Origin of the sequence: Agromyces sp. MMS24-K17, assembly GCF_043950245.1 — a bacterium.
Taxonomy (GTDB): Bacteria; Actinomycetota; Actinomycetes; order Actinomycetales; family Microbacteriaceae; genus Agromyces.
In genome coordinates this window covers 932993-956819 of the sequence record NZ_CP171640.1, presented here as the reverse complement: position 1 = coordinate 956819, position 23827 = coordinate 932993, and the positions used below count along the sequence as shown (strand labels likewise).

The following is a 23827-nucleotide window of genomic DNA, read 5'->3' as shown; positions in this document are numbered from 1 at the left end:
TCAGGCCGGGCGGATGCCCCGAGCCGAGGCCTCGCCCGAGGCATCCGCTCAGCCGCCGAACGAGCTCCCGTGCACCGACTTCGCGCTCGATCCGAAGCCGGCGGCCTTGCCGCTCGTGCCGAACCCGCCGCTGAGCGGCACGCGCTGCCCGACGGTCGCGCCGGCCGGCGCCTTCTCGACGACGTCGGAGTGCGCGACCGAGCCGGGCTTCGCGAAGTCGCCCGCGCCGACGGCCGACCACGAGTTCACCCGCGACGAGTCCCACCGGGACCCCGCGAACAGCAGCGGCCCGAGCCAGAGACCCGTGCCGTAGTGGTGCGTGCCGTGGTACTCCCCGGCGTCCTCGCAGAACTGCTCGGCCGTGCCTTCGACCGGGTTGCCCTCGGCCCGCAGCTTCGCGAGCTGCTCCTCGACGTCGGCGAGGCAGTCGGCCTGCGAGGCGTAGACGGGCCGCTCGGTGCCGTCGGGCAGCACGTACTGCTCGCCGTCGGCGCCGGTGACGACGACCCCGTCCTCGGGGAAGGTCGAGCACCCGGCGAGGAGCAGCATCGCGCTCGCGACCCCGAGGGCGGCGACCGCGCGCGGCGCGGCACGCGGCGCGACCGGCCGGACCGCGGTGCGCACGCCGGACCGGACGCCCGGGCCGCCCGCCACGCCCAGCTCCAGCGCCCCCATCCGTCGCCGCGTCTCCGTCATCGCTGCTCCTCCACGTTCCGGCCCGGCACGATGTAGTGCGGCACGAACTCGGCGAGGTCGCCCGTGATGGGCCCGCCGGTCTCGCGCACGTCGATGCCCGCGGGCGTCTCGCCGACGACCCACGAGCCGATGACGGCGGTGCGCCCGTCGATGCGGGCGAGCTCCGCCCGCTGCTGGTACACGAACCCGTCCTCGTCGTACGGGCCGGGCTGCTCGGCGACGATCCCGCCGCGGGGGTCGAACACGGTGACGTTGGCGCCCTCGCGGCCGAGCCGCGGCTTGCGCACCCAGTGCCGCCCCCAGAGCGGGCCGCCGGCCTCGAACGGCGCGGCCGACTCGAACGCGGGCAGCAGGTTCGGGTGGCCGGGGAACAGCTCCCACAGCACCACGAGGAGCTGCTTGTTCGAGAGCAGCATCTTCCAGATCGGCTCGACCCAGGCGGTCGTGTGCCGGGTCGGCTCGAGGAACGCGGCGAACTGCTCGCGCGCCATCCACTCCCACGGGTAGAGCTTGAAGATGCGCTCGACGTGCTCGCCGTCGGCGTCGAGGAACCGCCGCCCGTCGAGGTCGTAGCGCAGGTCCTCGACGAACACCTGCTTCACGTCGAACCCCGCCTGCCGCGCGGTCTCGGCCATGTACGACACGGTGTCGGCGTCCTCGACGATGAGCTCGCCGTCGCCGTCGTCGTGCAGTGACGCGAGGTGCAGCCGGGCGCCGGGGGCGACGCCCCAGCGCGCCTCGCGGATGTGCGCCCACTGCTCGACGAGCAGCTCGTGCAGCAGGTTGAACTGGTCGGATGCCTCGCCCCGCGTGTCCCGCAACCACTGCCACTGCGCCGCCGCCGACTCGACGAGCGAGGTCGGGGTGTCGGCGTTGAACTCGAGCAGCGAGATGGTGCCCGCCCCGTCGTAGGCGAGGTCGAACCGGCCGTACACGGTGGGGTCGTCCTCGTCCCAGCTGCGGCCGACGAGGTCGTGCAGTGCGGTCGGGATCCCGAACTCGGCGTAGCGGCGCTCGCGCACCACGTGCTCGACGGCGTCCATGCAGCGGGCGAAGAGCTCCGCCGTGGCGGCTTCGAGGGCGTCGACCTCGGCCGACGTGAAGCCGTAGGCGGCGTGCTCGTTCCAGTAGGGCCGACCGCCCTCCGAGGGCAGGTCGTAGAAGGTGAACCCGACCTCGTCGAGACGGGCGCGCCAGTCGGGGCGCGGCGCGCTGGGGGTCCTGATCACCCCGCCGAGCGTACGGCATCGGATGCCGCGTCAGCGCGGGGCATCCGATGCCGTCGTCGGTCAGAACTTCGAGCCGAGCGCCTTCGCCTTGATGGCCTCGAACTCGCCGTCGCTGATCGCGCCCTGGTCGCGCAGCGCCTTGGCCTTCGCGATCTCGTCGGCCGGGTTCGCGAACGACTGGGCGCGGATCCGATCGAAGTCGTCCTCGGTGTACTCGACCTGCCGCGGCTGGTTGCGCTCGGACATGCCCTGCCCGCGGGCGATGAGGTACACGAGGCCCGCGATGAACGGGACGATCAACAGGAAGATCAACCAGAGCGCCTTGGCCCAGCCGTTGAGCTGATGGTCACGGAACAGGTCGATCACGATGTACACGAGGACGGTGAAGTACGCCACCCACGCGAACATCCAGATGAACCACCAGATCCAGCTCCAGAGATCCAATGCCGATTCCCCCTCTCGGCGCCTCGGGCGAGGCACCCTTGGCGTCACCATACCCCCGCGCGGCCGCCCGGGAACAGACCTCCGCCTGCCGTTCAGCGCGCGTCGTCGGCAACCAGCTCACGAAGCCGCGAGCGGAAGCGGGCGCCCATGTCGACGGCCGCGGGGTCGAGCAGCCACTGCACCTGGAGTCCGTCGATGAGCGCCACGAGCTCGCGGTCGAGCCCGTCGACCTCGACGCCCGGCCGCAGCCGCCCGCGGGCCGCGAGGTCGGCGAGCGCGCGGCGGATGTCGCCGCGGAGCGCCGCGTACCGGTCGACGAAGTAGTCGTGCGCGGGGTGCGCGGGGTCGGATGCCTCGGTCGAGAGCACGGCGAAGAGGCCCACGATGCCCGGCTCGGCGGCGTTCTGCTCGACGGCGCGCGCCAACCGGTCGAGGTAGTCGGCCCCGTCGCGGGTCGGATCGGCGCCGACGAAGAAGCGCTCGTCGTTCACCCGGTCGCGCTCGGTGAGCACGGCCTGGAGCAGCGCCTCCTTCGTCGGGAAGTGGTGCAGGAGCCCCGCGCGTGACACGCCGCAGTCGGCGGCGATGCGCACCATGCTCGCGTTCCGGTAGCCGACGGTCGCGAACGCGGCGAAGGCGGCCTCGAGGATCTCGGCCCGGCGCCGGCGCCCCTTCGAGTACCCGTCGCCCGCCATCACCCCGCCCGGCGGGCGTCGAACGCGGCGCGCGAGGCCTCGATGACCTCCTGGTTGGCGATGGCCCACCCGGCGAACGCGGAGGCGGGCTCGATCAGGGTGGCGCCGACGGCGGTGAGCTCGTACTCGACCCGGGGCGGCACCTCGGCGTGCACGGTGCGCTCGACGAGGCCGTCGCGCTCGAGCTGGCGGAGCGTGAGCGTGAGCATGCGCTGCGAGATGCCGGGGATGTGCTGCTGGAGCTCGGTGAAGCGCAGCCGGCCGTCGCGGAGGGTGACGATGACGAGCATCGACCACTTGTCGCCGATGCGGGCCAGGATGTCGCGGATCACGCCGCCCGAGGCCCCCGCCTCGTGGCAGGACACCTCGTAGTCGCTGCGCGGTGCGCCGGGATCGATCTCGATGGCCATGGTTCCTCCGGTGTGCGATGGGCACATGCGTGTGCCTTTTGCAGCCCCCTCCATCATGACTGATCATGGGGTTGCACACAAACAGTAACCAATGCACCCGAAGGATTCCCCCATGCTCATCGCCCTCTGGATCGTCAACGGCCTCCTCGCCCTCGCGTTCATCGCCGCCGGCGCCATGAAGGCCCTCCGCCCGAAGCCCGCGCTCGTCGCGAGCGGCATGGGCTGGGCCGACGACTTCAGCGACCCCGTGGTCAAGCTCATCGGCATCGCCGAGGTGCTCGGCGGCATCGGCCTCGTACTGCCGCTGCTCCTCAGCATCGCCCCGGTGTTCGCGCCGATCGCGGCGGTCTGCCTCACGATCGTCATGGTCGGCGCCATCGTCGTGCACGTCCGCCGGCACGAGAACCCGACCCCCTCGGTCGTGCTCGCCGTCCTCTCGGCCGCGAGCGCGGTGCTCGGCTTCGTCGTCGTCCTCGGCTGAGCGGCCCGGTGCGAGCGGATGCCCCGGGGGAGGCATCCGCTCGCCGCGGTCACGCCGGCCGCACCACCCGGTACGAGGGGAGGCCGCGGCGTCGGATGAGCCACTCGGCGACCACCAGGTTCGGCAGCCAGCAGAGGAACGGCACCGCCGCGTACGCGTTCGCGAACGCCGCCTCGAAGTCGAAGCCGCCCGCGCCGGCGAACGGGATCTGCAGCACCAGCAGCAGCGGCAGCCAGATCCGCAGCATCACGGCCGAGTACGTCAGCGCGTAGTTGCGCATCATCCAGGCGCGGTGCGCCGGCACGTCCCGCCGCCGGATCGCGCGATAGGCGCGCCATCCGCTCACCAGCCACAGCACGGCGAGGGCGCCGAAGCCGAAGAACCCGACGAACCCGGCCGAGTTGAACGGCGCCATCACCAGCCCCGCCGCCGCGGCGAGCGCCACCGACACCAGGTAGGTGCGGCCGAGCCAGCGGTGCACCCGCGGCGCGCGGTCGCGGAACCCCTTCCAGAACTGCAGCGGGCCGACGATCAGCGCCAGCCCGCCGCCGATCGCGTGCACGTACAGCGCCGCCTGCACGAAGGCCGGCTGCGCGGCGTAGTGCGGCGCCAGGCCCGACTGCGCCTCGCCGAGCGCCGCGAGCGACGCCGTGAGGTAGGGCACGACCGCGAACCCGGCGATGCCGAGCGCGGAGAGCAGCACCCACGCCCAGCCGATGCGCGCGCCGATCCTGCGGTGGTTGAGCTCGGGCCCCCGGCGGTGGTTGAGCTCGGGCCCCTGCCGGTGGTTGAGCCTGTCGAAACCACCACGTCCCGAAGGCGTGGTTTCGACGGGCTCAACCACCGAGCGAGGTTCGACGGACTCCGGCGTTGTGGATGTTGACATGCCCGCACGCTATTGCCCGCCCAGCGGTCGCCGGCAGGGGGCTGACCCCCGGGTTCGGCGCGGGGCATCCGTCGTGGTGTCGCCGCCGCCCTCGCGGCCCTCAGTCCGCGAGGAACGGCTCCTGCCGGAAGCCCTCGTCGTCGAGGACGAGCACGGTCGACTCCGGCACCTCGACGAAGGCGCCGGGCAGGTCGGTCAACGGCTCCGACACGACGACCCTGGCGCGGGCGCCGAAGACGCTCAGGCGCTCGAAGTCGGGGTACATCTCGCGAAGCGTCGGGATCTCGACCGAGTAGAACAGCGTGCGCGAGCGGTGAGCCGTCGAGTAGCGGAACGCCCAGATCGTCGACCCGTCCGCCACGGCGATCGTGCCCTGCATCGGATGCTCGATGCCGTGCCGGTGCCCGATCTCCTCCACCTTCCGGATCGCCTCGCCGACCGCGCGGATCGGGTCCTGCTCGAGGCCGTACGTGAGCGCCAGGTAGAACAGCACCTCCGAATCGGTGGTGCCCTGGATGCGCGGGAAGAGCCCGGGGTCGACGAGGAGCACGAGATCGCGCTTCATCAGGTGGAACCCCGCGAGCGCACCGTTGTGCATGAACAACCACTCGCCGTGGCGGAAGGGGTGGCAGTTCGACTGCTGGATCGGGGGCCCTGCCGCGGCGCGCACGTGCGCGAAGAACAGGGGCGACTCGATCGCGTGCGCGAGCTCGCGCAGGTTCACGTCGTACCAGGCCGGCTCGATGCTGTGGAAGAGCGCCGGCTGGTCGGGCCGGTCGCCGCCGACCGGGTACCAGCCGACGCCGAAGCCGTCGCCGTTGACCGTCTCGGCGCCGAGCGGCGAGTTCAGCGACTGCGCGACGAGCGAGTGCTTCGCGTCGAGGATCAGCGAGGACGGATGGATCGGCTCCCCCAGGTACGCCAGCCACCGGCACATCGACCCCACCCCCATGAGTTCGCCGGCGCCCCATCGACACCGGTCGCACCCGACACTACGCCGGTCGGTGCCGTCGTGCAGCGGCCGGACGATTGGGGGTGGCGGGCTGCGCGGGCGATGGGGCGCGCGGCGGCGCTACTGCGCCGGCGCCTCCTCGGCGGGTGCCTCGGCAGCGGGCGCCTCGATGGGGCAGCGGGAGAGCTGGGTCATCGCGGCCTGCGCCTGCTCCAGCGACCACGGCAGCTCGACCAGCGGCGGGCCGCCCTCGACCGCGGGGGCCTTCGAGGCGATCGATGCCATGGCGAACGCCGTCTCGCGCACGAAGTCGGCGCCCGACGTCGAGTTGTTGAGTGCGACGACCACGGTGAGGCCGGTCGCCGGGTCGGTGAACGCGGCGGTCAGCGCGCCCGGGTTCTCCCCGGCCATCCCGCGCAGCGGCCCGTAGATCGCGCCGCCGACGCCCTGCGACTGCCACCCCGGGGCGTCCGGCGTCGTCTCGGAGGGGGTCCACTGGGCGCGCATCGTCGCCTCGTCGACGAGCGCACCGGTCGCGAACGCCTGGCTCAGGCGCACGGCGTCGTCGAGGCTCGTGTACGCCCCGGCTGCCGCCCCGCCCATCGACGCCGACTGCGCGCTGGCGTCGACGCGCGCCGCGCAGTCGGGCGCACCGTCCGCTCCGGCGCGGGCGACGTACGCGCCGAGCGCGCCCGGGTGCTCCAGCTCGGATCCCCCGGGCAATGAGGTGTCGTCCAGGCCGAGCGGACCGACCACGTAGTCGCGGACGAGGCTGTTCCAGTCGCGATGCGTCGCCTGCTCGAGCGCCCGCGCGAGCAGGAGCACGCCCGTGCGCGACGGCACCCAGCGCTGACCCGGCTCGCCCGTGCGGGGGGATGCCAGGCCGCTGGCGATGAGCTCGCCCGACGGCCACGGCCGCACCGGGTTCGCGATGAACGTCGCGCGCAGCGGCCCGTAGTAATCGGCGATGCCGGAGGTCTGGCGGCAGAGCTGTTCGAGGGTGATCCCCGCGAGGCCGGGGATGTCGTCGACGTACTCCGACACGGCGTCGTCGAGGGCGACGACCCCGGCGTCGACGAGCCGGAGGAGCACCAGGCAGGTGAGCTCGGTGGTGCCGAGGCCGAGCTGGAACTCGGTGTCGACCGCGACCGGCGCGTCTCCCTCGTCGAAGCCGACGGTCCCGCTCGCGGCCGACCAGTCGCCCGCCCACGGCACGGCGACCGCCGCGAGCCCGCCGCTCGAGCCGCTGAGCCGGATCGCCTCGTCGAGCATGGCCGACAGGGAGGCCGCGGTGTCGTCGGGCAGCGGCGAGTCCACGCCGCCGAACGGCGCCTCGGGATCGACGCTCCCCGTGCATCCGGCGAGCGCGACGGTCGAGGCGATCGCCGCGATCATGGCCGCGATGCGCAACCGCTTGCGTCGGGTACGGTGCCGATCAGCCACCCAAGCTCCCCCAGCCGTGTGTCCGAGGCGATTGTAACCCGCGCGACACATGCCGCCCGAGAGGTTCCGCCCGCGGTCTCCCGAGGACTACTCTGCTGCGGCCTCCGCGCCGATCGCCCGGGCCGCCCCCGACATGAAGCGCTCCACGTTCCGGTCGACGATGATGTCGCTCGGTCGCAGCGGCCTCGCGAGGTACAACCCGTCGAGCGAGGTGAGCCGGCTGAGGGCGACGTACGTCTGCCCGGGGCTGAAGACCCGGGGCCCCAGGTCGACGATCGCCGAGTCGTAGCTCGCCCCCTGCGACTTGTGGATCGTCACCGCCCACGCCAGCCGCAGCGGGAACTGCGTGAACTCGGCCACGATGTCCCGCTCGAGCTTCTTCGCCACCGGATCCCAGCTGTACCGGTACTTCTCCCACGTGACCGGGTCGACCTCGTGCTCCTCGCCGTCGACCGCGACCCGCAGTTCGCCGCGCATCGAGGTCACCGTGCCGATCGTGCCGTTCACCCAGCGCGGTCCGTCGCCGCGGACCATCGTGTCGTTGCGCAGGAACATCACCTGCGCGCCGACCTTGAGCTCGAGCCGCTCGTCGGCGGGGAACGAGCGGCCGCCGAAGTCGCCGGTCACCTCGGCTTCGTTCGCGAGCGATTGGCCGGGCAGGCGGTGCAGCTGCGTGTGGTTGATGCGGTTCACCGTGCTGTTCGTCGTGGCGAGGGTGATCGCACCCTGCTCGGGCAGCGGCCGGCGCGCGCCCGTCGCGTTCAGCACCCCGGCGATCTCGGCGGTCACCTGCCCGTGCCGCACGGCGTTCAGCATGTGCTTGAACGTGTCGTCGTGCTGGCGGTGCACCTCGCCGAGCTCGAAGATGCGCAGGTCGGCCTCGTCCCACACCTTCGCGTCGAAGAACCACATCGAGCTGTAGGTGTCGGCGAAGTAGCGCCGCTCCTCGACGTCGCCGGGCACCGGGGCGAGCTGGTACGGGTCGCCGAACAGCACCACCTGCGCGCCGCCGAACGGCTCGTGCCGGCGCTGCCGGGCCTGGCGGAGCGAGCGGTCCATCGCGTCCATCAGGTCGGCGTTCACCATCGAGACCTCGTCGACGACGAGGGTGTCCATCGCGTTCAGGATCTTGCGCACCGCGTCGTTCTGGTCGATCGCGTGGTCGGCGATGACGCCGATCGGCAGCCGGAACAGCGAGTGGATCGTCTGCCCGCCCACGTTGAGCGCCGCGACGCCGGTGGGCGCGCAGATGACGATCTGCTTCTTCGTGTTCCAGTTGAGGTGGGTGAGCAGCGTCGACTTGCCGGTGCCGGCGCGGCCGGTCACGAACACGTGGTCGCGGGTGTCCTCGATCGCCTGGTAGACCGCGGCCTGCTCGGCGGTCAGGGTCACGTCGGGCACGGTGCGGCTTTCGGCTGGGGGCGGATGCCTCGGCGGGGCATCCGCCGGGCGCGCCCGCGGGCGCGCTCCGAGTGTAACCCCGTCATGCGGGGCGACCACGGGCACCGTCCACCGCCCGCATAGACTGGCCCGCGTGGGGAGCGTCGAGCGGTCCGGTCGCGTGTCGCCGCTCGCCGTCATCGGCTGGAGCGGCCTCGCCGTGCTGCTCGTCGTCGCCTTCCTCTCGGCGCTCGCGGCGCTGAACCAGTCGATCTACGGCGCCTCCAACTTCGTCGAGCGCTACCTCGAGGAGATCGCGAACGACGAGATCACCCTCGCGGCCACGACCCCGGGCGTCGCGCTCGACGCCGAGCAGCTCGCCGCGCTCGGCCTCCCGGGCGACGTCTCGACGGCGATGCTGCGCTCCGGGGTGATCAGCTCGGGGCCCGAGGACATCCGCATCACCGATGACGTGACGCACGACGACGGTACGCATACCGTGACCGCGAGCTACCGCCTCGGCGACACGATCACCGACACGGCGTTCGAGATCGAGCCGATCGCGCCGCTGTACGGCGTGCTCAACCGGTGGGCGTTCTCGATCAGCCCGATCGCGATCATCGACGTGACCGCGGCGCACTACCCGATCTTCACGGTCGGCGATCTCCAGCTCGACACCCGCGCGCACAAGACGGGCGACGACCTCGCCGCGTTCACGCAGACGGCGCCCTACCTGGCGATCGCGCCGGCGGTGTACTCGTTCTCGTACGACGACGTCCTGCTGACCGCGCAGGACGTCGTCACGGTCGCGGCTCCCGGCTCGCGGACCGCGGTGACCGTCGACTCGCAGCCGACCCCGTCGTTCGTCGAGCGCGTGCAGCGCCAGCTCGACCAGTACCTCGACCAGTGCGCTGCGCAGCAGGTGCTCCAGCCCACCGGGTGCCCGTTCGGCGAGGTCGTCGACGACCGCGTGATCTCGGCCCCGACGTGGTCGATCTCGACCTACCCGGTTGTCACGCTCATCGCCGGCGCGACCGCCTTCGACATGCCGCCGACCGAGGGCGTCGCCCACCTGTCGGTCGAGGTGCAGTCGCTCTTCGACGGCGACGTGTCGCAGCTCGAGCGCGACTCGACGTTCCTCGTGTCGCTCTCGGCGACGATCCAGCCCGACGGCTCGATCGCGGTGCAGCTGAAGTAGCGGGCGCGCCTCGCGCTTCCGGGCGGGCTCGCTCAGGCCGGCGCGGACTCGCCGCGGATCGCGGCGAGGGCTGCCGACACCACCTCGTCCGGTGTCACGTCGATCGGGACGATCGCGCCCGGCTCGTCCGCCGCGAGCGACTCCAGCGCCGCGAGCTGCGAGTCGAGCAGCGCCGCCGGCATGAAGTGGTCGACGCGCGCGCCGAGGCGCGAGGCGAGCAGGTCGCGTCCGCCGTCGAGCGCGATCGTCACCGTGCCCGGCGCGATCGCGCGGATGCGGTCGCGGTAGCGCCGCTTCAGCGCCGAGCAGGCCACGACGACGGATGCCCCGCCCGCCAGCGTCTCCCCCACCCGGTCGAGCCACGGTTCCCGGTCGGCGTCGTCGAGCGGCGAGCCGCCGGCCATCTTCGCCACGTTCGCCGGCGGGTGCAGGTCGTCGCCGTCGACGAACGACGCGCCGAGCGCGGCGGCGATCGCGGCGCCGACGGTCGACTTGCCCGACCCCGACACCCCCATCACCAGGATGCGCACCGGGCCGGCGACCTCGTCGTGGACCTCGTTCGAGCGGGGCATCCGTCAGCGCTCCTCGTTCGGGCCGGCCGGGCCGGCGGGCGAGCCCGCGGCCGAGCCGGCGGGTGAAGCGGCCGCCGCGGCCGTGTCGCGCTCGGCGAGCGCCGCGAGCCGGGCGTTGTAGGCCTCGAGCTCGGCGTCGCCGGTGCGATCCGCATGCCGGTCGCGACGCTTCGACTCCTTCTCGTCGCTCAGCGACCATTGGATCGCGACGGTGATCGCGAGCGCCACCGTCGGGATCTCGCCGATCGACCACGCGATGCCGCCGCCCAGCTGCTGGTCGACGAGCGCGTCGGTGCCCCAGCCCATCGCGCCGTACCAGTCCGCGAGGAACAGCCCCGTGCCGAGCATGATCGACAGGCCGAAGAACGCGTGGAACGCCATCGTGCCGAGCAGCAGCACCAGGCGGAACGGGTACGGCAGGCGGTACGGCACCGGGTCGATGCCGATCAGCGACTGGACGAAGAGGTACCCGGTGATCAGGAAGTGCGCGATCATCCACTCGTGGCCGATGTGGTCGACCATCGTCCACCGCAGCAGCGGCGAGTAGTAGAACACCCAGAGCGAACCGGCGAACAGGCCCGCCGCGACGATCGGGTTGGCGATGACCTGCGCGAAGCGCGAGTGCACCGCGAGCAGGATCCACTCGCGGCCGCCGCGCGAGCCGTCCTTGCGGGCGTGGATCGCGCGGGCCGCGAGCGTCACGGGCGCCCCCGGCACGAGCAGCACGGGCACCGCCATGGTGAGGGCCATGTGGCCGAGCATGTGCGCCGAGAACAGGTACTGCTCGTAGACGTTGACGCCGCCGTTGGTGACGAATGCGAGCAGCAGCAGGCCCGCCACCCACAGGATCGTGCGGTGCAACGGCCAGCGGTCGCCGCGCTTCGCCAGGCGGCGCACGCCCGCGACGTAGAAGAAGATGCCGAATCCGCAGGCGAAGAGCCAGATCAGGTCGGGCTTCCACTCGGTGAAGTAGCGCCACCAGTCGGGCCACGGCGGCAGCGCCTCGCCGGTGAGGATCTCCGCCGGGGTCTGCACGGTGGCGCCGAGCTGCTCCGACACCGGGGTCGCGGTGCGCGCGAGTGCGGCCGCGACGCCCGACGCGATGCCCATGAAGGCGAGCTCGGTCACCACGAGCACCCAGAAGTCGCGCGCCGTGCCCGCGGCCTTCGCGACGGCGGATGCCCCGGCCCGCGTGATGCGTCCGATGAGCCAGCGCCGCTGCATGGCGCCGAACAGGCCGAGCGCGACGAGCGCGGAGACCTTGACGACGACGAGCGCGCCGTATGGCGACGCGAGGTCGGGCCAGTCGCCGATGCGCAGTGCGGCGCTCGCGTAGCCGGAGACCGCGACCACGATGAACGAGATGAGCGCCACCGTCGAGTATCGGCCGAGCACCACCGGGAGCCGGTCGCGACCGAGCTGCTTCTGCAGCAGCACGAGCGTGACGAGTCCGCCCAGCCAGGCGGCCGCGAACACGAGGTGCAGCCCGAGCGCCGTGATCGCCGCATTGTGGCCGGCGGTGCCGGCGGCGTGCCCCTGCTGCGCCATCGGCACGAGGCTCGCGACCGCGAGCACCGTGACGAACACGAGCGCCGTGTGGTTGCGCACCGCGAAGCAGAGCACCGTGACGGCGGCGGCGACGAGCGTGGTGGTGAGCCACGACTGGCCGAGCTCGATGCTCGTGACGAACTGGCCGAGCTTGCGGCCGAAGTCCTCGCCGGCGTCGAACGATTCGCCCGTGACGACGAGGAACGTGAAGACGGTCGTGGCCGCACTCGCGACCGCCATGATGCCGGCCGATGCGGCGGCGACGTCGAGGGCGCGATCGAACTCGGGCTGCTTGGGCGTGAGCGCCCACACCGCCATCACGAGGGCGCCGATCATGCCGGCCGCCCCGAGGTTCACGAGGAGCTTCGCGACCGGGAGCCCCCATCGGGCGACGGGGCCCGGGTCCTGGATCTCGAGGGGCGCGGCGCCGCCGCCGGCGACGAGCGCAGCGACCATCGCGAGGAGCGCGACGGCGAGGAGCACGGCAGGGCCGAGCACGCGAACGGAGCGGGGCACCGCAACAGCCTAGGCGAGCGGGCTGGGAGCAACGTCGGGCGGGCGGTCTCGACAGGCTCGGAAACGACGACGGGGCGGCCGGCTCGCGCCGACCGCCCCGTTCAGGGTCGCGAGACTACTTGGCGGCAGCCTTGAGCTTCGAGCCCGCGGAGACCTTGACCGAGTAGCCGGCCGGGATCTCGATGGTGGCGCCGGTCTGCGGGTTGCGGCCGGTGCGGGCGGCGCGCGAGGTGCGCTCGACGGCGAGCCAACCCGGGATCGAGACCTTCGTGCCCGCGGAAACGGAGTCGGCGAGCGTGTCGAAGAGACCGCCGAGCACGCGGTCGACGGTGGCCTGGCTCTCGTTGGTGGCCGCCGCGATCTTCGCAACGAGCTCCGACTTGTTCAGCGTCTCAGCCATTGAAGTGTCCTCCTCGGACGTACGTCTGCTTGATACAGCATTTACTCATGACGGGGTCGCGCCTGGATCGGTGAAACCCCCATGTGGTCGGTAGACCGCCTCGAACATAACAGAGATCCGCAGGATTCCGCGGATTTCCGGGCATCTGGGTGCTGCGACACGCCGAAGGCGATGCATCCGCATGGACCTCCGCCCTGCGCGCGCCCGCCAGCCGACCGGAGCGCTCAGAACTCGACGGGGTCGCGGGAGATCGGGCAGGTCATGCAATGACCGCCGCCGCGCCCCCGGCCGAGCTCCGCGCCGACGATCGTGATCACCTCGACGCCCGCCTTCCGCAGCAGGGTGTTGACGTGCGTGTTCCGGTCGTAGGTGAACACGACGCCCGGCTCCAACGCGACCGCGTTGTTGCCGCTGTCCCACTGCTGGCGCTCCCCCGCGTACCATCCGCCGCCCGGCTCGACCGTGCGGAGCCTCGGCAGCCCGAGCGCGTTCGCGACCACGTCGACGAACGCGTCGCGCTCGGCCGTCACCTCCACGCCGCCCGCGTCGGCCGGCCGCAGCGAGAACGTCTCGATACCGTCGACGATGTCGGGGTAGTAGGTGACGAGGTCGCGATCGGCGAAGGTGAACACGGTGTCGAGGTGCATCGCCGCGCGGAGCTTCGGCATGCCCGCGACCACCACCCGCTCGGCCGCGCCCGCCTCGAACAGCTTCGCCGCGACCTGGCTGATCGCCTGCCGCGACGTGCGCTCGCTCATGCCGATGAGCACCGCACCGTTGCCGATCGGCATGACGTCACCGCCCTCGAGCGTGGCCTGGCCCCACGACACCTCGGGATCGCCCCACCACACCGTGCTCCCGACGTAGTCGGGGTGGAAGTCGTAGATCGCCTGCATCAGCAGCGTCTCGTCGTGCCGCGCCGGCCAGTACAGCGGGTTCATCGTCAGCCCGCCGTAGATCCAGCACGTCGTGTCGCGCGTGTAGATCGTGTTCGGCAGCGGCGGCATCAGGTAGTCGTTCACCCCGGCGTCCTCCCGGGCGAGCGAGACGTACGACGACCGGAAGTCGGCCGGCAGCTCACGGGTCGACAGGCCGCCGATGAGCGACTCGGCGAGCGCGGCGTCGTCGAGCGATTCGAGGTACGCGCGCACGTCGTCGACGAGCCCGAGCCCGACCTCGTTCGCGGTGATCTTGCGGTCGAGCAGCCACTCCTTCGCCCCGGGCACCGCGAGCGTCGACGCGAGCAGCTCGTGCAGCTCGACGACCTCGACGCCGCGCTCGCGCAGCTTCAGCACGAAGTCGTGGTGGTCGCGCTTCGCGTTCTGCACCCAGAGCACGTCGTCGAAGAGCAGGTCGTCGTTGTTGCTCGGCGTGAGCCGCTCGTGCGCCAGCCCGGGCCGGCAGACGAGCACCTTGTTCAGCCTGCCGACTTCGGAATGGACGCCGTACGTGTTCGACATGGGACCCCCTGGTGCGTTTCGGTCGGATTCGGAGCGGTCGTGCGGAGCGGTCGTGCGGAGCGGTCGTGCGGAGCCGGTCGGGCTCAGAGCTGCAGCGCGCCCGTGGCGAGCAGCACGATCCCGACGACCGCGCCGACGACGATGACGATGAAGGTGACGAGCCCGGCGACGGTGAACGTGCGGGCGCGCTGCTCGCGCCGCGCGAGGATGTACAGCGCGGTGGCGGGCGCGAGCAGGATGCAGGCGAGGAAGAGGAAGACGTACCCGGCCGCCCAGATGAGGAACAACGTGTACACGGTCGAGATGACCGCGACGACGAGCTCCCGGTTGCGGACGCCGGGCGACTCGCCCGTATACCCCTCGCGGCGGATCGCGACCTTCACCCCGTAGGCGCTCGCGAGCGCGTAGGGCACGAGCGCGAGGGCGGCGGTGAGGTCGAGGGTGAAGTCGAGCGCGTTGTGCACGAACTGCACGGCGAAGAGGATGCCGGTGACGAGGATCGACGTCCACAGCACCGCCGTGTTCGGCACGTCGCGCGCATTGAGCCGGGCGAACTGGTGCGGCAGGTCGTTGTCCTTCGCCGCCGCGTACACGACGTCGGCCGCGAGGAGCTGCCAGGCGAGGTACGCGCCGAGCACCGAGATGATGAGCCCGACGCGGATGAACGCGCCGCCCCACGGCCCGACCGCCGCCTCGAGCACGCTGCCCACCGACGGCTGCGGCAGCTCGGCGAGTTCGGCCCTCGGCAGGATCCCGTACGACAGCAGCGAGATCGAGGCGAACAGGGCGAGCACCGACAGGAACCCGACGACGGTGGCCGTGCCGACGTCCTTGCGGCGCTTCGCGTGCCGGGAGTACACGCTCGCCCCCTCGATGCCGAGGAAGACGAACACCGTGATGAGCATGGTGCCCTGCACCTGGTCGAAGAGGGAGTCGCCGCCGGGCAGGTCGTACCCGCCCGTGAGGTTCGCCGCGAACACGTCCCAGCGCACGTAGAACACGACGAGCACGATGAACAGCGCCAGCGGCACGAGCTTCGCCACCGTGACGATGAAGTTGATCGCCGCCGCCTCGCGTACGCCGCGGCGGATGAGCAGGTAGAAGCTCCACACCGCGATCACCGAGACCGCGAACGAGATCCACGTGTCGCCCTGGCCGAGCCACGGCTCGAGCTCGGGGAAGAGCTGGCCCAGGGTCGTCATGATGAGGACCCAGTAGAACGCGTTGCCGGCGCACGACGACGCCCAGAAGCCGACGGCCGACAGGAAGCCGGGGTACACGCCGAAGCCCTCGCGTGCATAGACGTAGACGCCGTTGTCGAGGTTCGGCTTCCGCAGTGCCAGCGACTGGAACACGAGCGCGAGGGTCAGCATGCCGAGCCCGGCGATCGTCCAGGCGATGAGCGCGCCGTAGACGCCGGTCTGGCTGGCGAAGCGGGCGGGGAGCTGGAACACGCCGGCGCCGACCATCGACCCGACGACCATCGCGGTGAGCGCGGGAAGGCCCAGTTTCGACGGATGCTCCGCCGCCGACGCCGCGGTCGTGCTGGTCGCGCTCTCAGCCATGCCAGGTCCCCCCCGTCCGCGAGCGCCCCCGGCGCCGCACGTCCCCGCTCCCGTGTCTAGTGCAGGTGGGGGCGCCGGGACAAGAGGCGGCGGCGAGGCATCCGCTCGGCCGGGCGTCGACGGACGTGCCCGGGAACGCGAAGAGGGCGCCGGCCGAAGCCGACGCCCTCTCCAGACGCTGTCGCGAGCGGGTGCTTACCAGCTCGACTTGGTGATGCCCGGAAGCTCACCGCGGTGCGCCATCTCACGGAAGCGGACGCGCGAGACGCCGAACTTCGTGAGGACGCCGCGGGGGCGGCCGTCGATGGCGTCACGCGAACGCACGCGGATCGGCGAGGCGTTGCGGGGAGCTTCTGCAGGCCCACGCGAGCGGCCTCACGGCTCTCGTCGGTGCCGTTCGGGTCGACGAGGGCCTTCTTCAGCTCGAGGCGCTTCGCGGCGTAGCGGTCGACGACCACCTTGCGCTGCTCGTTGCGCGCGATCTTGCTCTTCTTCGCCATGTCTTAGCGCTCCTCTCGGAAGTCGACGTGCTTGCGCACCACGGGGTCGTACTTCTTGAGCACGAGGCGGTCGGGGTTGTTGCGACGGTTCTTGCGGGTCACGTAGGTGTACCCGGTACCGGCCGTCGAACGGAGCTTGATGATCGGACGGATGTCCTGCTGCTTCGCCATTAGAACTTCACCCCACGAGCCTGCAGGTCCTTCACGACCGCCTCGATGCCACGAGCGTCGATGACCTTGATGCCCTTAGCGGACAGGGTCAGGGTGACGTTGCGGCGAAGCGACGGAACGAAGTACGTCTTCTTCTGGATGTTCGGGTCGAAGCGACGCTTCGTACGCCGGTGCGAGTGCGAGATGTTGTGACCGAAGCCGGGAACGGCGCCGGTCACCTGGCACACTGCTGCCATTGGTTTCCTCCAATACCGAGGGGCGGATGCCCCTCCCAAGGTCTCTTGTCTGCAGGCGATCTCCTCCGGTTGCCCGGCTAGATACAGGGGATTCGCCTACGAACCGGGCAGTGGAAGTGCCCAGCCAAACGTCGAGTCTATCAGACGGGCCGATCGCGGCCGAAATCGGGCGACGCCTCGACCTCGACGAGGTACCCCTGGACCGACCGGCTCCGTCGCGCGGGCCGAGGACCGGCCGCCGCGAACCATCCGAGCGTCGCCCCGCCATCCGTGCGCCCTGGCGATGCCGACGCAGCCAGCGGCACGAGGTCCTCCGGGCGCGGCGGCGGAACGGGACCGCCGTCGAGCAGCGTCATGCTCGAGGCATCCGCCAGTTCCCCGATCACGTCGCGGTCGAGCCGCTCGAGGTCCCGGAAGGCGGCGGTGCCCGGGACGACCACGAAGCTCACCGGGTCCGCCGCCGTCGAGGCGCGGTCCGCGAAGACGGCGCGGATGCCTCGGACCACGCCGGCAAGCGGCACCTCCTCCTCCGCGGAGGTCTCGTGGTGCGTCTCGGCCCACGAGACCTCCCCGGCGAGCTCGGTACCGAGGACCTCGCCGAGCCAGGCGTCGCTCGGCCGCACGCCGACGGCCCGCCATTCCACCCGGTCGCCGACCCCGAAGGGCTCGCCGCAGCACGCCCACTCCCACTCGGTCAACCACACCAGCGCCACGAGGCGTCAGGCTACGCGGGCGCCGCCGCCCGCGGAAGGGGACGCCGGCACCGGGATGCTCCGCCGCGACAGCAAAGCCGCGGTGAAGAAGCAGATGGCGCCGATGACCGTGCCGAGGTTCGCCCAGAACTGGCTGACGAGGTCGCCGGTCTGCGGGAGGACGTACGCCCCGACGGCCGACACCCCGAACGCCACCGACCCGATCGCGTTCAGCCAGGTGCCGTGCCAGGTGCGCGCGTCCACGTCCCACAGCTCCCCGCGCGCCCGCGTCGCGCTCAGCGCGAACCCGCTCGCGACGAGGAAGCAGATCGACCCCCAGGCATCCGGCCGCCACCCGACGCTCGGATCGTCCGCCGCCTGCACCGCGGCGACCAGCACGGCCCCGGTGCTGAGGTTGAAGAAGAGGGTGCCGGCGAACTGCACGGCGGCGGCCCACCAGTCGTCGCGGTCGGCCCGGCCCATGTTCCGAGGCAGCGTCTTCCGTCCGCTCAGGCTGAGCTGGATGAAGCCCGCCGTCGTGAAGAAGATCGACCCGGCGAAGAACGTCGCCGCCGTGCCGACCGGCCCCGCCCACGCCGCGTAGAACGGCAGCGGGCCGAGGAAGAACGCGACCGATCCGATCGCGAACCCCCACGCCTCGCGGCGGAGCCGCCGCACGCGGGTGGGCGAGGCATCCGTCACGGGGACGCCGTCGGCCGGCGCATCCGTCATCGCGACCGCCCGCCGGTCAGTGGTGGAACGCGGGCGGCATGCCCGGGTGCGGGATGGGCGCCTGGAGCGAGTCGAGCAGCGCCGTCTCGCTGCGGATGTCGCCGAGCAGGTCCTCCGCGAGGTCGTGGCTGAGGCCGTTGCGGCACACGATGCGCATCACCGTCTGGTCGGCCTGCTCGCCCGAGAGCGGGTACGCGGGCACGAGCCATCCCTTCACCCGCAGCCGCTCCGACAGGTGGTACAGCGTCCAGTTGTCGGTGTGGCCCGGCTTCAGGCGCCACGCGAACACCGGGATGTCGCTGCCGTCGGTCAGCAGCTCGAACGCGTCGAGCTCGGCGACGCCGGCCGACAGGTACTTCGCGACGTCCTGCGAGGTCTGCTGGATGGCGGTGTAGCCGGCCCGCCCGAGCCGGAGGAACCGGTAGTACTGCAGCAGCACCTGCGCGCCGGGGCGCGAGAAGTTCAGCGCGAAGGTCGGCATCTCGCCACCGAGGTAGCTGACTCGGAACACGAGGTCGTCGGGCAGCGACGCGACGTTGCGCCACACGATCCAGCCGACGCCCGGGTAGACCAGGCCGTACTTGTGCCCCGACGTGTTGATCGACGCCACCCGATCGACGCGGAAGTCCCACGGCAGGTGCGGCTGCAGGAAGGGCGCGACCATGGCGCCGGACGCCCCGTCGACGTGGATCGGGATGTCGAGGCCGGTGCGCTCCTGGATGCCGTCGAGCAGCTTCGCGATGTGCTCGACCGGCTCGTACGCGCCCGTGTAGGTGACGCCCATCAGCACGACCACGCCGATGGTGTTCTCGTCGACGACGTCCTCGAGGCCGGTGCCGTCGAAGAGCGGATGCTCGTCGGTCGTCGGGATGAGTCGCATCTCGACGTCGAAGTAGTTGCAGAACTTCTCCCAGCAGACCTGCACCGCGCTCGACATGATCAGGTTCGGCTTCTCGGTGTCCTTGCCGGCGGCGCGGCGGGCGTGCTGCCAGCGCCGCTTCAGGGCGAGGCCGCCGAGCATGCACGCCTCGCTCGAGCCGATGGTCGACGTGCCGATCACGTCGTCGGGGTCGGGCGCGTGCCAGAGGTCCGACAGGATGCGCCAGCAGTACTCCTCGATCGCGGCGGTCGCCGGGTACTCGTCCTTGTCGATCATGTTCTTGTCGAACGAGTCGGAGTAGAGCCGCTGCGCGTTGTCGTCCATCCACGTGCCGACGAACGTGGCGAGGTTCAGGCGCGCGTTGCCGTCGAGCATCGTCTCGTCCTTGATGATGCGGTACGCCGTCTCGGGCAGCATCTCGAGCAGCGGGATCTTCGTGTACCGCGCCGTCGAGGCCTCGCCCTTCCTCGTGAAGATCGGCTCAAGCTGGTCGTTCGTCGCGTCCGTCATCACGGCCCCCCTCGATCGGCCGCGGTGCCTCCCCGCCCCGCGGTCCATCGATCAGTCTGCCGCCGGAGGGCTGCCGCGTCGAGAGGTGCGGGCGTCGGGCCTTCGGGTCGGGCCCTCGGGTCAGACCTTCGCGTCGAGCGCCGAGCAGGTGGCGCAGAGCCCGAACACGTCGACGACGTGCGCGGCGCCGGTGAAGCCGTGCTCGGCGGCGACCTGCTTCGCCCAGTCCTCGACCGGTTCGGCGCTGATCTCGACGGTCAGCCCGCAGTTGCGGCAGATGAGGTGGTGGTGGTGGCCGCTGGTGCTGCACGCGCGGTAGAGGGCCTCGCCCTCGGGGGACTGCAGCGAGTCGGCCTCGCCGGTCGAGGCGAGGTCGCCGAGCGCGCGGTACACCGTGGCCAGCCCGATGGGCGAGCCCGACGCGTGCAGCGCCGAGTGCAGCGCCTGCGCGCTGATGAAGCCGTCGGTGCCGTCGAGCGCTTCGCGGACGGCTTCGCGCTGCCACGTGTTGCGCTTCATGCGACCCTCGCCTCCTCCGCGGTCTCGACCGGAACGTCTCTCCTCCACGGTAGTCGCCTCGCCTGCCGGGCGAGCAGCGCGACCAGGAAGAACGCGGTCGCCGCGAGCGCGATCGCGGGCCCGGCCGCGATCGCGAACGCGCGCGACGCGAGTACGCCGAGGATGCCCGCGGCCGCGCCGATCACGGGCGAGGCGAGCAGGATGCCCCGATAGCTCGGCAGCACGAGGCGCGCCGCCGAGGCGGGCGCGGCGATGAGCGCGATGGCGAGGATGGCGCCGACGGCGGGCAGGGCGCTCACGACGGTGGCCGCGGTGAGGCCGAGCACGAGCAGCTCGATCGGCCACTCGCGGTACCCGGCGGCCCGGAACCCGGCCCGGTCGAAGGTCGAGAACACGATCTCCTTGCCGAAGGCGGCGACCGCGACGAGGGCGACGGCGAAGACGGATGCGGCGAGCGCGATGTCGGCCGGCGTGACCGTCAGGATCGACCCGACGAGGAGCGACTCCGCCCGCACGGGGCTGCCCGGGATGGCCGCCTGCAGCAGCGCGCCGACGGCGAACCCGCCGGTGAGCACGATGCCGGCGGCGACCTGCGAGCCCTGGCGGCGGGCGCGGGCGACGAGCGCCATGACGCCGACGATCGCGACCGCGGCGACCGCGGCGCCGAGCGGCACGCTCACGCCGATCGCGGCGGCGACGACGGCACCCGGGTAGGTGGCGTGGGTGAGCGCCTGGGCGAAGAAGGTGCGGCGGCGCAGCACGGCGAGGGCGCCGACGAAGCCGGTGCCGGCGCCGATCACGGTCGCGCCGATGAGGGCGAGCTCGAAGTAGCCGAGGGTCATGCCGACACCCCCTCGGGTGGTGTCGTGTCGACGATCGGGCCGGCGGTCCCCGCGGGGCGGGGCATCCGACGCCCGCGGCGCGCCTGCGCGGCATCCACCGCGAGCCGCACGACGAGCACGAGCGCGTAGCCGGCGACGAACACCGCGACGATCATGGCGCCGCTCGGCAGGTCGACGCCCGCACCCACCGACGCCGCGAAGCCCGCGGCGAGCCCCAGCCACGACGCGATCGCCGCGAACCCGGCCGCCGCCGGGAAGAGCCACCACATGCGCCCGGTCAGGAGCCGCGCCGTCGCGCCCGGCACGATCAGCAGGGCGAGCACGAGCAGCGTGCCGACCGTCGCGGCCGCCGCCACGACGACCAGCGCGATCGCCGCATTCAGCACGAGGTCGAGCACGAGCGACGAGTCGCCGGCGGCCCGGCTCCCCCGCGCGTCGAACGCCCGGAACAGCTGCTGCTTGATCGTGAGGCCCACCGCGGCGAGCGCGATCAGGCCGACCACCACCAGCGGCACGACCTGGTCGGCCGGGATCGTCAGCACGCGCCCGAAGAGCAGGGCCTCGAGCTCGCCGGCGTAGTCGTCGCTCTTCGAGACCACCACGACGCCGACGCTGAACGTCGCGGTCAGCACGAGGGCGATCGCCGAGTCGGATGCCACGCCCGAGCGCACGAGCAGCGTGAGGATGACCGCCGCAGCCAGTGCCGCGATCGCCGCGCCGGGCAGGAGGCCCGCGGTGCCGCCGACCGCCAGCCCGATCGCGAGGCCCGGGAACACCGCGTGCGTCAGGCCGTCGCTGATGAACTCGAGGCCGCGCAGGTTCACGAGCACGCCGACCACGCCCGCCACGACGGCGAGCACGAGCATGACGACGAGCGCCCGCGCCATGAAGGGCAGCGCGAACGCACCGACGAGGGCGTCCCAGGCGCTCAACCGCGGCCTTCGCGGGCTTCGCGGGCTTCGCGGCCGTCGCGACCCTCGTGTCCGGCGTGGCCTTCGTGGCCCGGCACCACCAGCGTGTGCTCGTCGAGCTCGACCTCGACGCCCTGGAAGCAGGACTGCACGTTCTCGAGCGTCAGCACGTCGCCGACCGGGCCGTAGGCGTACTGCTCGTGGTTCACGAGCACGATGTCGTCGCACACCTCGCGGGCGAGGTCGAGGTCGTGCGTGGAGACGAGCACCGCGACCCCGCGCTGCTTCAGCGAGCGGAGGGTCGCCATGAGCGCGTCACGATTGGGCTGGTCGAGGCCGTTGAACGGCTCGTCGAGGAGCAGCAGGCCCGGCTCCCCCGCCAGCGCGCGGGCGAGCAGGCCGCGCTGGCGCTGGCCGCCCGAGAGCTCGCCGAACCGGCGGGCCGAGAGCTCACCGAGGCCGACGGCCGAGAGCGCGTCGCGCACGGCGGCGCGGTCGGCGCGCCCGGGCCAGCGCAGCAGCCCGAGGCGGCGGTACCGGCCCTGCATCACCACCTGCTCGAGGGTGATCGGGAAGTCGGGGTCGAGCTCGGTCGTCTGGGGCAGCGAGCCGATCGACACGCCGTCGGCGAGGCGCATCCGCCCCGCGGTGAGCGGCACCAGGCCGAGCAGCCCCTGCAGCAGGGTCGACTTGCCGGCGCCGTTCGGGCCGATCACCGCGACCGCGCGCCCGGCCGCGATCGCGAGCTGCAGGCCGCGGATGCCGGAGCCGTCGGGGTGCGTGAAGGCGGCAGCATCGAGCGTCAGCACCGCCTCGTCGTGTCCCGCTCCGTCGCGTCCCCCGCTCACGCCGTTCATCCTCGCAGGCTCGCGGGCGGCTCGCTCGCCTCGACGCCCCACGACTCGAGCATGAGCCGCACGTTGTGCAGCTGCGAGCCGAGGTACGTCTCCCCCTCGGTGCCCGGCTGCCCGAGCGAGTCGCCGTACAGGGCGTCCTCGCCGGAGTACACGGTCACGCCGGCCTCGCGCGCGATGGTCTCGGCGGTCTTCGGCGAGATCGCGTCCTCGGCGAACACGGCCTGCACCCCCGTGGCGCGGATGTCGGCGACGAGCTGGTCCATCTCGGCCGCGCTCGGTTCGGCGTTGTCGTCGAAGCTCGGGATCACGCTGCCGACCAGCGTCACGTCGTACGCGTGCAGGAAGTAGGTGAAGGCGTCGTGGTTCGTGACGAGCAGGCGCTGCTCGACCGGCACGAGGTCGACGTTCTCGCGGATCCACGCGTCGAGGTCGGTCAGGCGGTCGACGTAGGCCGTCTCGGCGTCGTCGACGGCGTCGGCGTCGAGGCCGGGCACGTCGGCGAGGCCGTCGGCGATGTTCTGCACCATCACGGCCGCGAGCGCCGGGTCGGTCCAGATGTGCGGGTTGCCCTCGGCGTGGTCGTGGTCGTCGTGCGCGTCGGATGCCTCGTCGTCGTGGTCGGCCTCGTCGCCGTGGTCGTGGTCGTGGTCGTCGCCGGTGTGCTCGAGCTCGATGCCGGTCGACGCGTCGATGACCGGCCCGTCGTAGCCCGCCGCGTCGATCGCGTCGTCGAGCCAGCTCTCGAGGCCCGCGCCGTTGACCACGAGGGCGTCGGCACCGGCGATCGCGGCGAGCTGCGCCGCCGACGGGTCGAACGAGTGGGCGCTCTGCCCGGCCTGGAGCAGCTGGGTGACGTCGGCCTCATCGCCCACGAGCTCGCGGGTGAAGTCGGCGACCTGGGTGGTCGTCGCGACGATGCGCGGGCCGGATGCCTCCCCCGACGCCGCTCCCCCGGCGCAGCCGGTGAGGGCGAGCGCCGTGACCGCGGCGACGCCGAGCGCGACCGCGGCACCGCGGGCGGTCGTGGCGGTGCGGGGACGGCGGTCGTTCGGGGTCGTTCGGGCTCGCATGCTTCGAACCTACGCTTATTGATAATGGTTGT

The 23827-nt window shown here is 72.0% G+C and carries 26 protein-coding genes and 1 pseudogene; 2 read left to right on the top strand and 25 right to left on the bottom strand.

Going from position 1 to position 23827, the window contains the following annotated elements; genetic code table 11:
• Window positions 1–48: 48 nt before the first annotated feature.
• From ACGGZK_RS04240 to ACGGZK_RS04220, 5 genes are all read right to left on the bottom strand, one after another.
• Window positions 49–696 (bottom strand): hypothetical protein, encoded by a 648-nt coding sequence (locus ACGGZK_RS04240; protein WP_395245015.1) that lies wholly within the window; start codon window positions 694–696, stop codon window positions 49–51.
• Entirely contained in the window at window positions 693–1925 is a 1233-nt protein-coding gene (locus tag ACGGZK_RS04235) for a glutathionylspermidine synthase family protein (protein WP_395245014.1), read from the bottom strand. Before ACGGZK_RS04235 ends, ACGGZK_RS04240 begins: the two co-directional genes overlap by 4 nt.
• A 60-nt stretch (window positions 1926–1985) precedes the next feature.
• Complete coding sequence (locus tag ACGGZK_RS04230; RefSeq protein ID WP_395245013.1) at window positions 1986–2369, bottom strand: SHOCT domain-containing protein; 384 nt, start codon at window positions 2367–2369, stop codon at window positions 1986–1988.
• 92 nt (window positions 2370–2461) lie between these two features.
• A complete protein-coding gene (locus ACGGZK_RS04225; RefSeq protein WP_395245012.1) occupies window positions 2462–3064 on the bottom strand; it encodes a TetR/AcrR family transcriptional regulator in 603 nt (200 codons plus the stop codon).
• On the bottom strand, window positions 3064–3474 hold the full coding sequence (locus ACGGZK_RS04220; protein ID WP_395245011.1) for a winged helix-turn-helix transcriptional regulator: 411 nt from the start codon (window positions 3472–3474) through the stop codon (window positions 3064–3066). The genes ACGGZK_RS04225 and ACGGZK_RS04220 overlap by 1 nt, the downstream gene beginning before the upstream one ends.
• A gap of 112 nt (window positions 3475–3586) precedes the next feature.
• Between ACGGZK_RS04220 and ACGGZK_RS04215 the strand changes: the two genes are divergently transcribed.
• Window positions 3587–3955 (top strand): DoxX family protein, encoded by a 369-nt coding sequence (locus ACGGZK_RS04215; RefSeq protein WP_395245010.1) that lies wholly within the window; start codon window positions 3587–3589, stop codon window positions 3953–3955.
• Between the two features lie 49 nt (window positions 3956–4004).
• Here the strand turns inward: ACGGZK_RS04215 and ACGGZK_RS04210 are convergent, their stop codons facing one another.
• The 4 genes from ACGGZK_RS04210 to ACGGZK_RS04195 form a co-directional block, all read right to left on the bottom strand.
• Entirely contained in the window at window positions 4005–4799 is a 795-nt protein-coding gene (locus ACGGZK_RS04210; protein WP_395245009.1) for a DUF2306 domain-containing protein, read from the bottom strand.
• Between the two features lie 142 nt (window positions 4800–4941).
• Window positions 4942–5778: a class II glutamine amidotransferase gene (locus ACGGZK_RS04205; RefSeq protein WP_395245008.1), complete on the bottom strand. Its 837-nt coding sequence runs from the start codon at window positions 5776–5778 to the stop codon at window positions 4942–4944.
• A gap of 135 nt (window positions 5779–5913) precedes the next feature.
• The gene (locus ACGGZK_RS04200) at window positions 5914–7236 is read right to left on the bottom strand and encodes a serine hydrolase domain-containing protein (RefSeq protein WP_395245007.1); all 1323 of its coding nucleotides are present in this window, start codon (window positions 7234–7236) and stop codon (window positions 5914–5916) included.
• 87 nt (window positions 7237–7323) lie between these two features.
• Window positions 7324–8637 carry an ATP-dependent RecD-like DNA helicase gene (locus tag ACGGZK_RS04195; RefSeq protein ID WP_395245006.1) on the bottom strand — a complete coding sequence of 438 codons (1314 nt, stop codon included), beginning with the start codon at window positions 8635–8637 and terminating at the stop codon, window positions 7324–7326.
• Between the two features lie 133 nt (window positions 8638–8770).
• On the opposite strand from ACGGZK_RS04195, the gene ACGGZK_RS04190 reads away from it, so the two are divergent.
• Window positions 8771–9814, top strand: a complete 1044-nt coding sequence (locus ACGGZK_RS04190; RefSeq protein ID WP_395245005.1) for a hypothetical protein — start codon at window positions 8771–8773, stop codon at window positions 9812–9814.
• A gap of 32 nt (window positions 9815–9846) precedes the next feature.
• Here the strand turns inward: ACGGZK_RS04190 and ACGGZK_RS04185 are convergent, their stop codons facing one another.
• The 16 genes and pseudogenes from ACGGZK_RS04185 to ACGGZK_RS04110 all read right to left on the bottom strand — a co-directional run bounded on the left by ACGGZK_RS04185 (window position 9847) and on the right by ACGGZK_RS04110 (window position 23795).
• Window positions 9847–10386: a gluconokinase gene (locus ACGGZK_RS04185; RefSeq protein ID WP_395245004.1), complete on the bottom strand. Its 540-nt coding sequence runs from the start codon at window positions 10384–10386 to the stop codon at window positions 9847–9849.
• A gap of 3 nt (window positions 10387–10389) precedes the next feature.
• Window positions 10390–12390: a cytochrome c oxidase assembly protein gene (locus ACGGZK_RS04180; RefSeq protein WP_395246036.1), complete on the bottom strand. Its 2001-nt coding sequence runs from the start codon at window positions 12388–12390 to the stop codon at window positions 10390–10392.
• Window positions 12391–12565: 175 nt separating this feature from the next.
• Complete coding sequence (locus ACGGZK_RS04175) at window positions 12566–12850, bottom strand: HU family DNA-binding protein (protein WP_395245003.1); 285 nt, start codon at window positions 12848–12850, stop codon at window positions 12566–12568.
• 224 nt (window positions 12851–13074) lie between these two features.
• Window positions 13075–14310: an arginine deiminase gene (locus tag ACGGZK_RS04170; protein WP_395245002.1), complete on the bottom strand. Its 1236-nt coding sequence runs from the start codon at window positions 14308–14310 to the stop codon at window positions 13075–13077.
• A gap of 83 nt (window positions 14311–14393) precedes the next feature.
• The gene (locus ACGGZK_RS04165) at window positions 14394–15875 is read right to left on the bottom strand and encodes a basic amino acid/polyamine antiporter (RefSeq protein WP_395245001.1); all 1482 of its coding nucleotides are present in this window, start codon (window positions 15873–15875) and stop codon (window positions 14394–14396) included.
• Window positions 15876–16070: 195 nt separating this feature from the next.
• Window positions 16071–16375 (bottom strand): annotated as a pseudogene (gene rpsN, locus ACGGZK_RS04160) (30S ribosomal protein S14).
• Between the two features lie 3 nt (window positions 16376–16378).
• Complete coding sequence (gene rpmG / locus ACGGZK_RS04155; RefSeq protein ID WP_021760158.1) at window positions 16379–16546, bottom strand: 50S ribosomal protein L33; 168 nt, start codon at window positions 16544–16546, stop codon at window positions 16379–16381.
• Complete coding sequence (gene rpmB / locus ACGGZK_RS04150; protein ID WP_394553632.1) at window positions 16546–16782, bottom strand: 50S ribosomal protein L28; 237 nt, start codon at window positions 16780–16782, stop codon at window positions 16546–16548. The genes rpmG and rpmB overlap by 1 nt, the downstream gene beginning before the upstream one ends.
• Before the next feature lie 140 nt (window positions 16783–16922).
• The gene (locus tag ACGGZK_RS04145; RefSeq protein WP_395245000.1) at window positions 16923–17495 is read right to left on the bottom strand and encodes a DUF6578 domain-containing protein; all 573 of its coding nucleotides are present in this window, start codon (window positions 17493–17495) and stop codon (window positions 16923–16925) included.
• Between the two features lie 6 nt (window positions 17496–17501).
• Window positions 17502–18206 carry a hypothetical protein gene (locus ACGGZK_RS04140; RefSeq protein WP_395244999.1) on the bottom strand — a complete coding sequence of 235 codons (705 nt, stop codon included), beginning with the start codon at window positions 18204–18206 and terminating at the stop codon, window positions 17502–17504.
• Window positions 18207–18222: 16 nt separating this feature from the next.
• On the bottom strand, window positions 18223–19596 hold the full coding sequence (locus ACGGZK_RS04135; RefSeq protein WP_395244998.1) for a glutamate decarboxylase: 1374 nt from the start codon (window positions 19594–19596) through the stop codon (window positions 18223–18225).
• 120 nt (window positions 19597–19716) lie between these two features.
• Window positions 19717–20115, bottom strand: coding sequence for a Fur family transcriptional regulator (locus ACGGZK_RS04130; protein ID WP_395244997.1), 399 nt, complete (start codon window positions 20113–20115; stop codon window positions 19717–19719).
• Window positions 20112–20957 carry a metal ABC transporter permease gene (locus ACGGZK_RS04125; RefSeq protein WP_395244996.1) on the bottom strand — a complete coding sequence of 282 codons (846 nt, stop codon included), beginning with the start codon at window positions 20955–20957 and terminating at the stop codon, window positions 20112–20114. Before ACGGZK_RS04125 ends, ACGGZK_RS04130 begins: the two co-directional genes overlap by 4 nt.
• Window positions 20954–21889, bottom strand: coding sequence for a metal ABC transporter permease (locus tag ACGGZK_RS04120; protein ID WP_395244995.1), 936 nt, complete (start codon window positions 21887–21889; stop codon window positions 20954–20956). Before ACGGZK_RS04120 ends, ACGGZK_RS04125 begins: the two co-directional genes overlap by 4 nt.
• Window positions 21886–22725 carry a metal ABC transporter ATP-binding protein gene (locus ACGGZK_RS04115; protein WP_395244994.1) on the bottom strand — a complete coding sequence of 280 codons (840 nt, stop codon included), beginning with the start codon at window positions 22723–22725 and terminating at the stop codon, window positions 21886–21888. The genes ACGGZK_RS04120 and ACGGZK_RS04115 overlap by 4 nt, the downstream gene beginning before the upstream one ends.
• A complete protein-coding gene (locus tag ACGGZK_RS04110; protein ID WP_395244993.1) occupies window positions 22722–23795 on the bottom strand; it encodes a metal ABC transporter substrate-binding protein in 1074 nt (357 codons plus the stop codon). The genes ACGGZK_RS04115 and ACGGZK_RS04110 overlap by 4 nt, the downstream gene beginning before the upstream one ends.
• Window positions 23796–23827 lie beyond the last annotated feature (32 nt).

Excerpts from the sequence above, each read along its gene's own strand:
- ACGGZK_RS04240 (WP_395245015.1), bottom strand. The coding sequence starts at position 696 with ATGACGGAGACGCGGCGACGGATGGGGGCGCTGGAGCTGGGCGTGGCG.
- ACGGZK_RS04175 (WP_395245003.1), bottom strand. The coding sequence starts at position 12,850 with ATGGCTGAGACGCTGAACAAGTCGGAGCTCGTTGCGAAGATCGCGGCG.
- ACGGZK_RS04125 (WP_395244996.1), bottom strand. The coding sequence starts at position 20,957 with ATGACCCTCGGCTACTTCGAGCTCGCCCTCATCGGCGCGACCGTGATC.
- ACGGZK_RS04215 (WP_395245010.1), top strand. The coding sequence starts at position 3,587 with ATGCTCATCGCCCTCTGGATCGTCAACGGCCTCCTCGCCCTCGCGTTC.
- ACGGZK_RS04110 (WP_395244993.1), bottom strand. The coding sequence starts at position 23,795 with ATGCGAGCCCGAACGACCCCGAACGACCGCCGTCCCCGCACCGCCACG.
- ACGGZK_RS04115 (WP_395244994.1), bottom strand. The coding sequence starts at position 22,725 with ATGAACGGCGTGAGCGGGGGACGCGACGGAGCGGGACACGACGAGGCG.
- ACGGZK_RS04170 (WP_395245002.1), bottom strand. The coding sequence starts at position 14,310 with ATGTCGAACACGTACGGCGTCCATTCCGAAGTCGGCAGGCTGAACAAG.
- ACGGZK_RS04130 (WP_395244997.1), bottom strand. The coding sequence starts at position 20,115 with ATGAAGCGCAACACGTGGCAGCGCGAAGCCGTCCGCGAAGCGCTCGAC.
- ACGGZK_RS04205 (WP_395245008.1), bottom strand. The coding sequence starts at position 5,778 with ATGTGCCGGTGGCTGGCGTACCTGGGGGAGCCGATCCATCCGTCCTCG.
- ACGGZK_RS04185 (WP_395245004.1), bottom strand. The coding sequence starts at position 10,386 with ATGCCCCGCTCGAACGAGGTCCACGACGAGGTCGCCGGCCCGGTGCGC.
- ACGGZK_RS04135 (WP_395244998.1), bottom strand. The coding sequence starts at position 19,596 with ATGACGGACGCGACGAACGACCAGCTTGAGCCGATCTTCACGAGGAAG.
- ACGGZK_RS04180 (WP_395246036.1), bottom strand. The coding sequence starts at position 12,390 with ATGGTCGCTGCGCTCGTCGCCGGCGGCGGCGCCGCGCCCCTCGAGATC.
- ACGGZK_RS04165 (WP_395245001.1), bottom strand. The coding sequence starts at position 15,875 with ATGGCTGAGAGCGCGACCAGCACGACCGCGGCGTCGGCGGCGGAGCAT.
- rpmB (WP_394553632.1), bottom strand. The coding sequence starts at position 16,782 with ATGGCAGCAGTGTGCCAGGTGACCGGCGCCGTTCCCGGCTTCGGTCAC.
- ACGGZK_RS04220 (WP_395245011.1), bottom strand. The coding sequence starts at position 3,474 with ATGGCCATCGAGATCGATCCCGGCGCACCGCGCAGCGACTACGAGGTG.
- ACGGZK_RS04225 (WP_395245012.1), bottom strand. The coding sequence starts at position 3,064 with ATGGCGGGCGACGGGTACTCGAAGGGGCGCCGGCGCCGGGCCGAGATC.
- rpmG (WP_021760158.1), bottom strand. The coding sequence starts at position 16,546 with ATGGCGAAGCAGCAGGACATCCGTCCGATCATCAAGCTCCGTTCGACG.
- ACGGZK_RS04140 (WP_395244999.1), bottom strand. The coding sequence starts at position 18,206 with ATGACGGATGCGCCGGCCGACGGCGTCCCCGTGACGGATGCCTCGCCC.